The sequence below is a fragment of the Corynebacterium sp. KPL2838 genome (assembly GCF_040225455.1).
GTDB classification, from domain to species: Bacteria; Actinomycetota; Actinomycetes; order Mycobacteriales; family Mycobacteriaceae; genus Corynebacterium; species Corynebacterium rhinophilum.
In genome coordinates this window covers 1-13449 of sequence record NZ_JBEHFT010000022.1, presented here as the reverse complement: position 1 = coordinate 13449, position 13449 = coordinate 1, and the positions used below count along the sequence as shown (strand labels likewise).

The 13449-nt window shown below is 60.9% G+C and carries 9 protein-coding genes; 4 read left to right on the top strand and 5 right to left on the bottom strand.

The window, feature by feature from the left end:
- Window positions 1–20 precede the first annotated feature (20 nt).
- From ABRP98_RS08120 to ABRP98_RS08110, 3 genes are read left to right on the top strand one after another with little or no spacing between them, the layout of a single operon-like run.
- Window positions 21–1466, top strand: coding sequence for a GlnX family signal transduction membrane protein (locus ABRP98_RS08120; protein WP_349858588.1), 1446 nt, complete (start codon window positions 21–23; stop codon window positions 1464–1466).
- Window positions 1466–2473: a glutamate ABC transporter substrate-binding protein gene (locus tag ABRP98_RS08115; protein WP_349858587.1), complete on the top strand. Its 1008-nt coding sequence runs from the start codon at window positions 1466–1468 to the stop codon at window positions 2471–2473. The genes ABRP98_RS08120 and ABRP98_RS08115 overlap by 1 nt, the downstream gene beginning before the upstream one ends.
- Window positions 2470–5400, top strand: coding sequence for a serine/threonine protein kinase (locus ABRP98_RS08110; RefSeq protein ID WP_349858585.1), 2931 nt, complete (start codon window positions 2470–2472; stop codon window positions 5398–5400). Before ABRP98_RS08115 ends, ABRP98_RS08110 begins: the two co-directional genes overlap by 4 nt.
- 16 nt (window positions 5401–5416) lie before the next feature.
- On the opposite strand, the gene ABRP98_RS08105 is transcribed toward ABRP98_RS08110, so the two are convergent.
- Together ABRP98_RS08105 and pta are read right to left on the bottom strand one after the other, a co-directional pair.
- On the bottom strand, window positions 5417–6640 hold the full coding sequence (locus ABRP98_RS08105) for an acetate kinase (protein WP_284785212.1): 1224 nt from the start codon (window positions 6638–6640) through the stop codon (window positions 5417–5419).
- A complete protein-coding gene (gene pta, locus ABRP98_RS08100; RefSeq protein ID WP_349858582.1) occupies window positions 6641–8008 on the bottom strand; it encodes a phosphate acetyltransferase in 1368 nt (455 codons plus the stop codon).
- 235 nt (window positions 8009–8243) lie between these two features.
- Here pta and ABRP98_RS08095 point away from each other — a divergent pair, with 235 nt between their 5' ends.
- A complete protein-coding gene (locus ABRP98_RS08095) occupies window positions 8244–9605 on the top strand; it encodes an FAD-dependent oxidoreductase (protein ID WP_349858580.1) in 1362 nt (453 codons plus the stop codon).
- 39 nt (window positions 9606–9644) lie between these two features.
- Here the strand turns inward: ABRP98_RS08095 and purT are convergent, their stop codons facing one another.
- From purT to ABRP98_RS08080, 3 genes are all read right to left on the bottom strand, one after another.
- On the bottom strand, window positions 9645–10997 hold the full coding sequence (gene purT / locus ABRP98_RS08090; RefSeq protein ID WP_349858578.1) for a formate-dependent phosphoribosylglycinamide formyltransferase: 1353 nt from the start codon (window positions 10995–10997) through the stop codon (window positions 9645–9647).
- A gap of 165 nt (window positions 10998–11162) precedes the next feature.
- Window positions 11163–11912 (bottom strand): class F sortase, encoded by a 750-nt coding sequence (locus ABRP98_RS08085; protein ID WP_349858576.1) that lies wholly within the window; start codon window positions 11910–11912, stop codon window positions 11163–11165.
- A gap of 134 nt (window positions 11913–12046) precedes the next feature.
- On the bottom strand, window positions 12047–13449 hold a 1403-nt coding region (locus ABRP98_RS08080; RefSeq protein WP_349858575.1), incomplete at its 5' end, for a VaFE repeat-containing surface-anchored protein.

Here is a 13449-nt window from a genome sequence, read left to right as displayed (position 1 = left end):
GGGGGCGTTATTCTAAGTAAATGACTGAGCAGGCAGTGCGGGTAGAGTCAGAGCGCGAAGAGGACGCTCACCCCAGCGATCACTGGCTGGATGAGGTTACCGCACCCTCTCGCCCGGCCCTAAGCGGGCTCACCCACCGCGCCATGGAATGGTTTGCGGGCCCGGCGCGCCTGCTGCGGCGGTTTTATTACTTCGCCTCCACCACCCCAGGCAAGCTTTTTACCGTCACCCTGATCCTCACGGTGGCGTTGGGAGCCGCCGGCTTATCGATGTCCCAGTCTTCCGCCGCCCGCCACTCCGACCTCGACGAGCTGCTTAATACCACCGAGCCGATGTCCAATGCGGCCCACCACCTCTATAGCTCCCTTTCGGTGGCAGATACCATCGCCACCACCGGATTCGTGCAGGCCGGCGTGGAATCAGAGGGCAACCGCGAGCGCTATAACGATGCGATCGATGCCGCCTCCATTGCCGCGACCGAATCCGTGCTGGGCACCACGCCTGACGATGCCCGCGTGCGCGATCTCGTTACCTTCATCCAGCGCGAGCTGCCCATTTATACCGCCATGATTGAAAAGGCGCGCTCAAACCACCGCGCCGGCAACGCCGTGGCTAACTCGTATATGTCCAATGCCTCCTCGCTCATGCGCGAGCACATCCTGCCGGCGGCCTCTGAGCTTTTCCAGCTGACCACCGCAAAGGTCAACCAGGAGCAGCAAAAGCTCACCTCGCCGCAGTGGGTGCCGCTCTCTGGCCTTTTAGCCGCGGTCTTCTTCCTCATCGTGGCGCAGTGGTGGCTGTGGCGCCAGACCCGCCGCCGCTTTAACCGCGGCTTTTTAACCGCAACGGTGCTGCTCTTCTTGGCCATTTTCTGGGTCGCGCTGTCTAATTTGGCCACCTGGTCCACCGGCCATCAGGGCTTTGAAACGGCCTCGCGCCCGTGGGATTCGCTGACGGCCTCGCGCATTGAGGCCCAGCAGGCGCGCACCTCAGAAACCCTCGCGCTGGTGCTGCGCTCCTCCGAGGAGGATACGCTCGAGCGCTTTTCCGGATCGGTAGATTCCATTGAAAAGGCGCTGGGGGATTATGAAAGCGCGCTGCATGATGATGACGTCGAGGTCAACGATCCCGAGCTCATCCACAGCGCCCGCGCCGCCACCGAAAAGTGGCAAGACTCGCACGAAAAACTCATGGAGGCGCTGAGCGAGGGCGACTACGATGAGGCGGTCTACCAGGCCACCATCACGGATCCTGAGGATGGCGAAACCACCGCCGCGCAGTCCTTTAATGAGCTCGATAGCGAGCTTTCGGAACTCATCGGCCAGGCGCGCATCGCCATGCGCACCTACTTGGAGCGCGGGCTAACCGCCATGACCGCGGTCTCCTCCGCCGTCTTCCTGCTCACCCTGTGCGCCATCTTCGCGGTGTGGCTGGGCATTCGTCCCCGACTGCAGGAGTACCTCTAATGCGCTACCGAGCACCCCTTACCGCCATCATTGCCACCTGCAGTGTCCTCGCGCTGGCCGGCTGCGATATTCGCTCCGCTCCCCCGCTGGAATCGCCCGAACAACAGGCACTCGATGCCAGCCCCGGACCGCCGCTGCCAGAGGGCTCCGCCATAGAAGAAGCCGGCAGCACCACACCCAAGAAGGAAGACGATACCGAACTCAAAGGCACCTACCGGCCGGATGGCAAAACGGCGAAGGAGCGGGTGCCGGACATCGTCAAGCGCGGGCGCCTTATCGTGGGCGTAGACCGCTCCAATAACCTGCTGAGCTACCGCGATGCCGCCTCCGGCGATGTCCGCGGCTTCGAGGTCGATATCGCCCACGAGATTGCCCGCGATATCTTCGGCGATCCCAATAAGGTGGATTTCCGTTTCGTCGAATCCTCTGACCGCACCGCCGCGCTGGATAATGGCAGCGTCGATATCATCGTGCGCACCATGACCATTAGCCCCGAACGCGAGAAGGAAGTAGCCTTTTCCATTCCCTATATGACCACGCAGACCCGCATGCTGGTGCTCACCAGCTCCGGGATGAATTCCATCGATGATGCGGAAGACAAAAGGCTCTGCGGGGTGCGCGGTTCCACCGCGCTGGATACCATCCGCGAGCGCGCCCCCAAGTCCGATATCCTCATCACCCGCTCCTGGGGCGATTGCCTCATGGCGCTGCAGCTCAACCAGGCCGATGGCGTGGTGGTTGATGATGCCCTGCTCTCCGGCATGGCCGCGCAGGATTCCTATACCTCCATCGTGGGCGAGCCCCTAAAGACCGAGAACTACGGCGTTGCCGCGCGCCGCCCCAGCAAGGATCATGACACCCGCCCGCTGCTGCGCCAGGTCAATTCCACCTTGGAGCGCATCCGCCGCGACGGGACGTGGTCCGACATCTTTGATACGTGGCTCGGCGCTTACCTAGACGAGCCCACCCTGCCGTCGGGTACATACATCGAGGAAGATAAGTCATGAAGCATAACCCGAATTTCAGCGAAGACGAGCTCGAATACCTAGAGCCCGAAAACCTCGATACCCAACGCCAATTCCGAAAGCCCACCAAGTCTTCTTACCGCGACGCTGACCACGGCCAAGAACCTGACCAAGACCGCAGCCAGGACCGCGATCTCGGCGCTGCCGACTCCCCTGACGCAGCCAGTACAGCCGACGCCGCCGACCCCGCTGGTCCGGATACCGCCGCTGCTCGCCCCAACGCTGCCAACCGCAGCACCGGCGCCGATACGGCTGCCACCACTCATAACGCTGGCAAGAGAAATAAAGGCACTAGCGAAGCTGACGTTGATACCGCCGCAGCGCAGGTTCCCGGCACGGCCCCTGCCGCTGCCTTCCCGAATACGGAGGCCACGGGTAGGCGTACAGCGGACGGCAGTACGACTGGCCCAAACGGTGCGGGCCCAAACGCTGCTGACCGGGCCACAGCGGGCCAGGGCGCCTCAGCTCAGGGCGCGCGGAACGGCAACGACACCGATGAGAGCGACGATGACGGCGAAACCGGCGGAGTGGGCACGGCGGCCGTGGCGTATGACCCGTTCGCCAGCGAGCCCATCGAGCACCGCGGAGATCCGGGAACTTCTGCGGTGGCCTTCGATCCCTTTGTCGATGACGATGAAGACGACGACGGATCCATCGACCCGGATCACCTCTCCAGCCTGCTCGCGGACCTAGAAAATATCCGTGCCCAGCGCGAAAGCGAACGCGATGAGAAAACGGCCCAGGAAAAGTCCTCGGAACGTTCGCGCCAGCAGGCCATCGATACCTTCCGCGAGCGCCGCGGTACCCAGCGCACCGAGCGGCCGGTTGCTGATGGCATGGTGCGCCTGCCGTTTATCACCCCGGCCGATCCCACCACCGCCCTCATCGATCCCAAAGAAAAGATCAAGGGCAAAAAGGTCCCGCCACCGCAGCTAGAACCGGGCGATATGGTGGCAGAGCAATACGAAATCCTCGGCGTCATCGCCCACGGCGGCATGGGCTGGATTTACCTGGCCAATGACCACTACGTCTCCGGGCGCGTGGTGGTGCTCAAGGGCATGCAGGCCCAAAAATCCGCCGATGAGACGGCCGCTGCCGAGGCCGAGCGCGAGTTTCTGGCAGACATTACTCACCCGGGCATCGTCAAGATTTTTAACTTCATCGACGATGAGCGCGTGCCTGGTGGATTCATAGTCATGGAGTACGTGGGCGGGCCATCGCTAAGAAACAGGCGCAAAAAGCAGCCCAACGAGCTGCTTCCCGTTGACATTGCCATTGGCTATATCCTGGAAATCCTGCCGGCGCTGGAGTACCTGCACTCGCGCGGCGTGGTCTATAACGACCTGAAGCCGGATAACATCATCGTCACTGAGGACCAGGTCAAGCTCATTGACCTGGGTGCGGTCTCCGGCATCGGGGCCTTCGGGTTTATCTACGGTACCCAGGGCTTTCAGGCCCCGGAGGTCGCCTCCAGGGGTCCATCCATCGCCAGCGATATCTATACCATCGGCCGCACCCTGGCGGCGCTGTGTCTCAAGCTCCCCAGCGAGGACGGTGTCTTCCTCCCCGGCATCCCCAACCCGTCCAAGGAGCCGGAGCTGCGCCGCTTCCTCTCCCTCTACCGCCTGCTGCTGCGCGCCACCCACCGCGACCCGCAGCGCCGGTTTAGCTCCATCAAGGAGCTGCGCACCCAGCTCTACGGCGTGCTGCGCGAGGTGCTCGCCATCCGCGACGGCCGCCAGTACCCCTCCCAGCACTCGCTCTTCTCGCCGCAACGTACCACCTTTGGCACCAAACACCTGGTCTTTCGCACGGATCAGCTTATCGATGGCATCGATCGCACCATCCAAATCACCGCCCCTGAGGTCGTCTCTGCCTTGCCGACGCCCCTGGTAGACCGCGACGATGTCGGCGCCAGCCTGCTACAAGGTACCTCGTATGCCGAGCCGCAGGAAGCACTTGAGACCCTGCGCCAGGCCATGCGCACCCCGGAATACGAGCATTCCGCCGAGATTCCCCTCGGCGTGGTGCGCTCCATGATCGACCTGGGTTATACCGACGAGGCGCGCCAGTGGTTGGGCTCCATCGAGGACCGCCTGGGCCGGGACTGGCGCTACCAGTGGTACGCCGGCATTACGGAGCTCTTGCACGATGATTACGTCGATGCCCAGGAGTACTTCGCCACCGTTTTGGACTTATTGCCCGGCGAGGCCGCCCCGAAGCTCGCCATCGCTGCCATCAATGAGCTCATCCTGCAGCAGATTGATTACAGTGAAACACCGCTTATCGATGCCACCGTAGCCCGTGCCTGCTCCAATCTCTACACCACCCTGGCGGATCTCCCCTCTTCCGCCTTTGAGGGCCAGCCGGAAATCTGGTCGCACGTCACCCAAGACCCAAGCGCACTGCGGTTTAATTCCATGCGCCTATACGGCATCGTCTGGGCCACCAACCCCACAACGGTGTCCTCCGCCTTTGGGCTCGCACGCCAATTACGCGCGGAGGGGCAGGTGGAGCTATCCGTAGCCACCTTGGATAAGGTGCCCAATGCCTCGCGTCACTTCCGCATGGCGCTTCTGACCACCGTGCTGCAGCTCATCGTGCACGATTTGTCTGAATCGCGCATTCGCCGCGCTGCCCGACGCCTCGAAGAAGTCCCCACCAACGAGCCGCGCTTCCTCCAAATCAAGATCGCCGTTATCTCCGCGGGCCTTAACTTCCTGCGCAACGCCGATCTCGCGCGGGCGTCCTCGCCGAATGATCTCTTCGAGTACGCCTTTACCCAGCGCGGCCTGCGCACCGGCCTTGCCGAGACCCTGCGGGCCCTTGCCCGCCAGGCCCCGTTTAGCCGCCACCGCTACGCGCTGGTGGACTTGGCCAACCAAGTCCGGCCCATCACCACTTTCTAGCGGCTACTTAGATGGCCTACTTAAATAGGCCTTCCTCGCGCGCCTTGGCTGCGACGTCTGCAGACTTCTGCGCGATGGCCAGCTCCTCATTGGTGGGAACCACCAAGACCTTGACCGGGGAATCATCGGTGGAGATGACCCGCGGCTCATCGGAGCGGACGAGGTTGCGCTCCTTATCAAAGTCGATGCCGTACATATCCAGGTTGTACAGCGCGTCTTGGCGCACCTCGGTGTCGTTTTCGCCCACACCGGCGGTGAAGGTAATCGCGTCCACGCGGCCCAGAGCAATCATGTAGGAACCGATGAAGCGGCGCAGCTGGTGGATGTAGATGTTATACGCCAGCCATGCGTCTTCATTGCCATTATCGATGTGCTCGCGCAGCGTACGGAAGTCATTCACGCCCGCGATACCCTTGACGCCGGATTGCTTATTAAGCAGGTTATCGATCTCGTCGATGCTCATGCCCGCCTGGCGCACCAGGTGGAAGATGATGCCGGGATCGATATCACCGGTACGCGTACCCATGGCGAGGCCAGCCAGCGGGGTAAGGCCCATCGAGGTATCGATGGCACGGCCATTGCGGATGGCCGCCGCAGAGGCACCATTGCCCAGGTGCAGCGTGATCTGGTGGGTATGCTCCGGATCGCGGTCCAAAATCTTCGGCACCTGCTGGGAGACGAACTCGTGGGAGGTGCCGTGGAAACCGTAGCGGCGGATATCGTATTTGGAGGCGACGTCGCTATTGATGGCATAGAGCGCTGCGGCCGGCGGCAGGGTATTGAAGAACGCGGTATCGAAGACCGCCACGTGCGGGATATCCGGCAGGATCTTGCGCGCCACGCGGATGCCGTCCAGGTTGGCCGGGTTGTGCAGCGGGGCTAGCGGGATGAGATCCTCGATCATCGATTCAATTTGATCCTCGATGAGCTGTGGCTCCGAGAAGAGGCGGCCACCGTGCACGACGCGGTGTCCCACGGCGATGATATCGACGTCCTTCGGGCCCACCTGATGATCATCCATGAGGTCAAAGGCGCGTTTTAGGCCAAAGGAGTGATCGGGAACTTCAAGTTCCTCGGTGACCTTTTCCCCGCCGACCTTGATGGTAATGGCACCGCTCGGCTCGCCAACCTGTTCCACCAGGCCAGATACGAGTGGATCATCGGTGGCACTAGCGGTTGGGTCCACCAGCTGAAACTTGATGGACGAGGATCCCGAGTTAAGGACCAGTACGTATGACATTTATTTCTCTCCAGCCTGGATAGCGGTAATGGCAACGGTATTGATGATGTCTGGAACGGTAGCGCCGCGGGACAGATCGTTGACCGGCTTGTTCAGGCCCTGCAGGATGGGGCCCACGGCTAAGGCGCCGCCGGTGCGCTGCGCGGTCTTATAGCCAATATTGCCGGCATCCAGGTCGGGGAAGACGAAGACATTGGCCTTACCCGCGACATCAGAATCCGGCATCTTCTTCGCGGCAACGCCAGGATCGCAGGCGGCGTCGAACTGCAGCGGGCCATCCACCTTCACCGAGGAGACCAGCTTCTTGGCGGCCTCGACGGCCTCGATAGCGCGCTCGACATCCGGGCCGGTGCCGGAAGCGCCGGTGGAGTAGGACAGCATGGCCACGCGCGGATCGATGCCGAACTGGGACGCGGTTTGCGCGGAAACCACGGCAATCTCGCCCAGCTGTTCCGCAGTCGGATTCGGGTTCACGGCGCAGTCGCCGAAGGCCCACAGGCGCCCGCGCATGACCATCAGGAAGATGGAGGAGACCACCGAAGCATTCGGCTTGGTCTTGATGATCTGGAAGGACGGCTTAATGGTGTGGGCGGTGGTGTGGGCGGCGCCGGATACCATGCCATCAGCAAGCCCTTTGTGCACCATCATGGTGCCGAAGTAGGAGATGTCCTGCATGGTCTCGCGGGCCTGCTCTAGGGTCACGCCCTTCTTCTTGCGCAGTTCCGCGAAATCGGCGGCGAATTCCTCCGCAAGCGACGATTCCAGGTGGTCGATGATATCGGCACCCGAGACATCCAGACCCAGCTCCTTGGCGCGAGCCTGGATATCGGATTCCTTGCCCAGGATGGTCAGCCGGGCAACCTCATCGCGGAGCAAAGCATCGGCAGCTTCAAGGATGCGGTCGTCATCGCCCTCGGGCAAGACGATGTGGGATCCAGCCGACTTGGCTTGGTCGATGAGTTGCTTCTGGAAGAGGTCCGCGGACATGACGGGCGTGGCCTCCTCTGCGGCGCTCAACGCACCGGGCACGGCCTCCAAGTCGGTGAAAACGCCTGCGACGGTGGCGCCCAGGGACTCGGCCTTGCGCTGTGCCAGCTCCGCGGCGCGCTCTGGGGCGCCGGAGATAATGACCAGCGGCAGGCCCAGCGCGGCGGCGACCTCCGCATCGAAGGAGATCTCGCCGGTGCCTTGGACCAGGAGGGCATCGGCAGTAGCGGTGGGCGCGTTGGCCAAAACATCCGCCACGGTGGGGTCGAAATCTTCTAAGCGGAGCAGTTCAGCGCCAAGGCTATCCGCCAAGGCGAGAATATCGAGGCCGTCGAAGCCGCGGCCGATGGAGCTTAACACTGTGGACTGGGATGCAGACATGCGGATTACCTTTCCTTTGCCGTCACGGGAACACTTGGAACACGCGCCGTAACATTATGCCGTACATCACAGTTACTAGCACGTGGTGACGTCTCCACTGTACGTGAACCACCCCCTCCCCCGCCCTTCCGCAACCTCCTAAACTGGGGGTAGATAACTCAAAGCAGTGTGGCATTTATCGCACTGCCACCGCGTAGAATGTGAGAAAACCCTAAAGAAAGGACACCCTAAACAGATGACTAGCCCCATGCGTGTCGCCGTGGTCGGCTCCGGACCGGCCGGCATTTACGCCTCTGACCTCCTCGTAAAGTCCGATGTGGACGTGCAGATCGATCTCTTTGAAAAGATGCCTGCGCCCTTTGGCTTGATTCGCTACGGCGTCGCCCCAGATCACCCACGCATTAAGGGCATCGTGCAGTCGCTGCACAACATCATGGAGAAGGAAGAAATCCGCTTCCTGGGCAATATCGAAGTGGGCAAGGACATCACCGTCGAAGAGATGCGCGATTACTACGACGCCATCATCTTCGCCACCGGCGCCACCGCCGATAAGGAAATGGGCATCCCCGGCGAGGATCTCGAGGGCAACTACGGCGCCGGCGAATTCGTAGGCTTTTATGACGGCAACCCCAACTTCGAGCGCGACTGGGACCTATCCGCGGAGTCCGTCGCCGTCGTCGGCGTGGGCAACGTCTCGCTCGACGTATCCCGCATCTTGGCCAAGACCGCAGACGAGCTGCTGGTGACGGAGATCCCGGACAACGTCTACTCTTCCCTGAAGGAAAACCGCGCCAAGGAGGTCCACGTCTTTGGCCGCCGCGGCCCGGCGCAGGCCAAGTACACGCCGAAGGAGCTCAAGGAGCTCGATGAGTCCCCCACCATCGAGGTCATCGTGGACCCAGAGGACATCATCTACGACGAGGCATCAGAAGAAGCTCGCCGCGCCGCCAAGTCCACCGACTTGGTCTGCCAGACCCTAGAGTTCTACGCCATGCGCGAGCCTGGCGATGCCCCGCACAAGCTCTACATCCACTTCTTCGAGTCCCCAGTAGAGGTGCTTGGCGATGACGGCCACGTCACCGCCATCAAAACCGAGCGCACCCAGCTCAATGGCGATGGTTCTGTAAGCGGCACCGGCAAGTTCACCGAGTGGCCCGTGCAGTCGGTCTACCGCGCCGTGGGCTACCACCCGCAGTCCGTCGAGGGCATTCCCTTCAACGACGACTCGGCCACCATGCCCAACGACGGCGGCCACGTGCTTGCCGATGTCGACGGCAAAAAGCTGCCCGGCCTCTACACCACCGGTTGGATCAAGCGCGGTCCAGTGGGCTTGATTGGCAATACTAAATCCGATGCCAAGGACACCACCGGCATGCTGCTAGAGGATTACAAGGCAGGCGAGCTCGAATCCGCCACCAAGCGCGATCCGCAGGAAATTCTCGATCTGCTCAGCAGCCGTGATATCGCCGTCACTACCTGGGACGGCTGGCACCGTCTTAACTCCGCCGAGCAAGCCGCCGGCGAGCCGCACGGCCGCGAGCGCATCAAGATCGTCGAGTGGGACGAGATGGTCAAGCACGCCGGCCCGCAGCGCTAACCAGCGCTGCGCCGCGGGGCTGGCCGGCGCTGCGCTGCGCTAGTCGGTATCGTCCACCCCTGAGGTCAGCTTGGGGTCGAGTTCAACCCCACCCTCATATTCAATGACCTCAATATCGGGCACATTGTCCGCTTGCGGGTCGATACCGCGCGCACCGCCCTGCGCGAGCAAGCCAGGAGTCGAGGTCACGCTCACCTTATGCGCCGCCAATGCGGCGCGGTCGCGGGCCTCTTCCACCGTTTCCGCCGTCGTGGTCACAAGCCCCATGCGCCGCCCCTTATAGGCATCGGGCTTACCAAAGAGCTTCACGTCCGTCTCGGCGTAGTGGAGGGCGGAGGCGATGCCGGTAAAGGCGACATCGGCAAGCGGCTCCTGCGCGTGCAAGAACATGCTGGCGCCTGGGGTTATCAACGTAGCATCGATTGGATAGCCCAGAATAGCGCGGGCGTGCAGATCGAACTGGGAAAAGCGCTGCGTATAGGCAGTAAGCATCGCCGTATCCGAAGGCCGCGGGGAGACCGAGGAAAAGTAAACATCATCGCCGGCGACGAAAAGCTCCACGCCGTACACGCCGCGCCCGCCCAGCTCATTGGAGATGCGCGCCGCAACCGACCGCGCGTTCTCCAGCGCAATCTCGCTCATGCCGGTAGGCTGCCACTCCTCGATCAAATCGCCCTTCTCGTGGCGGTGGCCGATGGGCTCGCTGAACCACGTGGCCAGCTTGCCCGTGGCCGGATCGATGGACCGGATGGCTAGCAGCGTGACCTCGAGGTCAAAATCCACGAAGCGCTCCGCCACCACGCGCTGCGAATCCGAGGACACGCGGCGCACCGTCTCCCACACCTCGCGCACGTCCTCCACATCCCGCGCCAGCATGTGGCCCTTGCCCGAGGTGGACACGTCCGGCTTCACAATGCACGGAAACCCCAGCTCCGTCGCCGCTTCCTCCAGCTCCTCCACAGAGGAGGCAAAGCGGTAGGCCGAGGTCGGCAATCCAATATCTTCTGCCACCGCGCGCACCCGCTCGCGGTCTTGGGTGAGCGCGCAGGCGCGCGCCGTGGGCACGACGACGGCATCGGTGGACTGCTCAACCTGCTCCAGAGCCTCCACCGCAACGACTTCGACCTCCGGCACCACGTAGTGCGGCTGAATCTGCTGCACCAATTCCGATACCTGCGCGGCATCAGTAATATCCGCGACATAGCTATAGTGCGCGACTTGGTGCGCCGGCGCCCCCTGGTACTTATCCACCGCGTGCACCTCAAGGCCCAGGGACTGGAAGGAAATAGCCAACTGCTTTCCCAACTCGCCCGCCCCGAGCAGCAATACCTTCGTGGCATTGCCCGTCAGCGGCGTGCCAACATGACCGGCTATTTTGCCTGGAATATCCATGACTTTGCTCCTTTGATTCCGCTCCGAGCAGCAGATACTTCCCCAAATTATTTCATAGATGCCCGCCGCAGCCCGGACGCACATGCGTGAAGTGCATAAACGAAAGCGCCCGGCCAAGGATTTTCATCCTCGAACCGGGCGCTCGTTGGGCTCTAGAGCGGACCGCTAGGCCTGGGGTGCCTCTGGTGGAACCGGGGCATCGACTGGCTCTGCCACGGTAATGATGTTGTCCTCATACCCCAGCGCACCGCCGACGAACTTGCCGCCGCAGGTGATAAGGACCAGACGGTTGGTACCGTCCGTGTCATTAACCACGTCCGGGAAATCCCCGCCCTTGGGCAGGCGGTACGGCTTTTCCGTCACGCGGAAGGTGCGCTCCTGACCATCGATGACCACGGTGAATTCCTGGTTTTCCTGCAACCGGGTGAATTTCTCCGCGTAGCCGGTGCCTTGGCCCTGATAATTCACGTGGCCGGTGATGACACTGGAGCCGACATTGCCGGCATCGCCAGGCACGGCCGAGGCGGAGTACCAGCCCAGGCGGGAGACATCATGTGGCGGCAACAGCACACCCCGGTCAGTCACCTGCACCGGATCCACAGCAGCGTACTGGCCATCGATGCCCACGGACATCGCTGCGAAACCATGAAATTGCCCCGGAGCCGTTTCAAATTCATGCTCCTGTGCGCCAGACTCATCGACGAACGCATCACCCTTAGCTTCCGGGTTTTTCCCCGCAGAAGTATCTACAGCCGATCCACTCTGTGATCCCTGCTCAGCCTCATTGCCTCCCTCACCAGTGGTGAAATTAAGAACCAGCAGGAACAGCAGCACAATTACCGCCACTACCAGCGCGATAAAACCAACCTTCTTACCTCGGCTTAGGGATTCCTCGCGGCCTGTTTCCTCAGACATTACCTAGTCTCCTCACTTAGTTTTCTCAATGGTTCATAAAATGGTTTTCCCCCTCCAGCGTGTACGGGGACACCCTGAAGGGGGAAACTTTGTACCCAGGCGCTATAGCCTGCTACCTAACCAGTACGTTCACACTACTTAATGTAGGTTTGCATACCTGGTTCAAGTTCGGTCGCACCAGATGGCACGGACTTAATCTCGGTACGTTTTGCATCCGACGGCAATGGCTTACCAGTCTTGCCAGGCACGTGGTTCGTTATATCGACATGCTGCTCGACCTTACCAGTACCCTTGTCAGCCTGTGCCGGAGCATCCTGCTCCTTCACCTTGACGCTCGGGCGCTCACTCTGGCCTTCAGCCTTTTCCTTAGGCTTAGACTCCGGCTTTTCGTCCTTCTTAGACGTTACCGTCTGGTCATCATCATTGATGTCCTTGTGCTCAGCAATGTGGTTCGGCTTTTTCGGAGTTACATCCGGAGTCTCCTCACCCTTGGCATCAACCTCAACAGAGGTCAACTCCTCAAAGGCAACCGCAGCCTCAACCGGCTCCGTCACATCATCATGAACAGTGATCTCAACATCAACCTTGCCAGCAGACTTCTCTGGGGTAAAGGTCTTCTCACCGGTACCCAGAACAGTCTTCTCATCCTTCTTGGAAATAAGCTCAGCCTTCAGAGTGTATTCCTTACCAGGAACCAAGCCCTCATAGGAAACCTCATCAACAATCTTGGCGCCAGCAACGACAACGTGCGAACCTTCAGCAAAATCAGCATCCGTCGTGATCTTTGGCTCTGGGCTGTCACCAGGCTCCTGCCCCTGCACCTCGGTCGGGCGAGGCTCCTTCGACTTCTCAGAAGATGTGCTCGTAGAAGGCTTAGCGTTGGCCGAGGTCTTCGAAGAAGACGTCTTCGTTTCGGACGGCTCCGAAGGCTTAGATTCGGACGTAGTCTCCTTCTTTGGTTCAGAGCTCTTGGACTCCGAAGTACTTGGCTTGGAGCTACTCGTCGAAGTCATTGGCGTAGACGTCTCCGAAGGCTTGTTGTCCTTCTCAGGCTTCTCATCCTTCTTAGACGTTACCGTCTGATCCGCATCATCGATGTCCTTGTGCTCAGCAACCTTATTCGGCTTCTCAGCATCCGGAGTCTCCTCACCCTTGGCATCAACCTCAGTAGAAGTCAACTCCTCAAAAGCAACCGCAGCCTCAACCGGCTCCGTCACATCACTATCAACAGTGATCTCAACATCAACCTTGCCAGCCGACTCCTGCGGAGTAAAGGTCTTCTCACCCTTACCAACCACAGACTTGTCTGCCTTATTAACCAATTCCGCATTCAGGGTGTACTTCTTCCCTGGGACCAAGTCCTTGTACTCAACGGTATCGGTCACCTTAGCACCAGCAACAACCTGATCAGCATCTCCGGCAAACTCAGCCTGAGTAGAAATCTCCGGATTCCTATCAGACTTCTCAGGCTTCTCATCCTTCTTAGACGTTACCGTCTGATCCGCATCATCGATGTCCTTGTGCTCAGCAACCTTAT

What these genes read in the sequence shown, in the direction of transcription:
- ABRP98_RS08120 (WP_349858588.1), top strand. Translation starts at nt 21, where the DNA reads ATGACTGAGCAGGCAGTGCGGGTAGAGTCAGAGCGCGAAGAGGACGCT.
- ABRP98_RS08115 (WP_349858587.1), top strand. Translation starts at nt 1,466, where the DNA reads ATGCGCTACCGAGCACCCCTTACCGCCATCATTGCCACCTGCAGTGTC.
- ABRP98_RS08110 (WP_349858585.1), top strand. Translation starts at nt 2,470, where the DNA reads ATGAAGCATAACCCGAATTTCAGCGAAGACGAGCTCGAATACCTAGAG.
- ABRP98_RS08105 (WP_284785212.1), bottom strand. Translation starts at nt 6,640, where the DNA reads ATGTCATACGTACTGGTCCTTAACTCGGGATCCTCGTCCATCAAGTTT.
- pta (WP_349858582.1), bottom strand. Translation starts at nt 8,008, where the DNA reads ATGTCTGCATCCCAGTCCACAGTGTTAAGCTCCATCGGCCGCGGCTTC.
- ABRP98_RS08095 (WP_349858580.1), top strand. Translation starts at nt 8,244, where the DNA reads ATGACTAGCCCCATGCGTGTCGCCGTGGTCGGCTCCGGACCGGCCGGC.
- purT (WP_349858578.1), bottom strand. Translation starts at nt 10,997, where the DNA reads ATGGATATTCCAGGCAAAATAGCCGGTCATGTTGGCACGCCGCTGACG.
- ABRP98_RS08085 (WP_349858576.1), bottom strand. Translation starts at nt 11,912, where the DNA reads ATGTCTGAGGAAACAGGCCGCGAGGAATCCCTAAGCCGAGGTAAGAAG.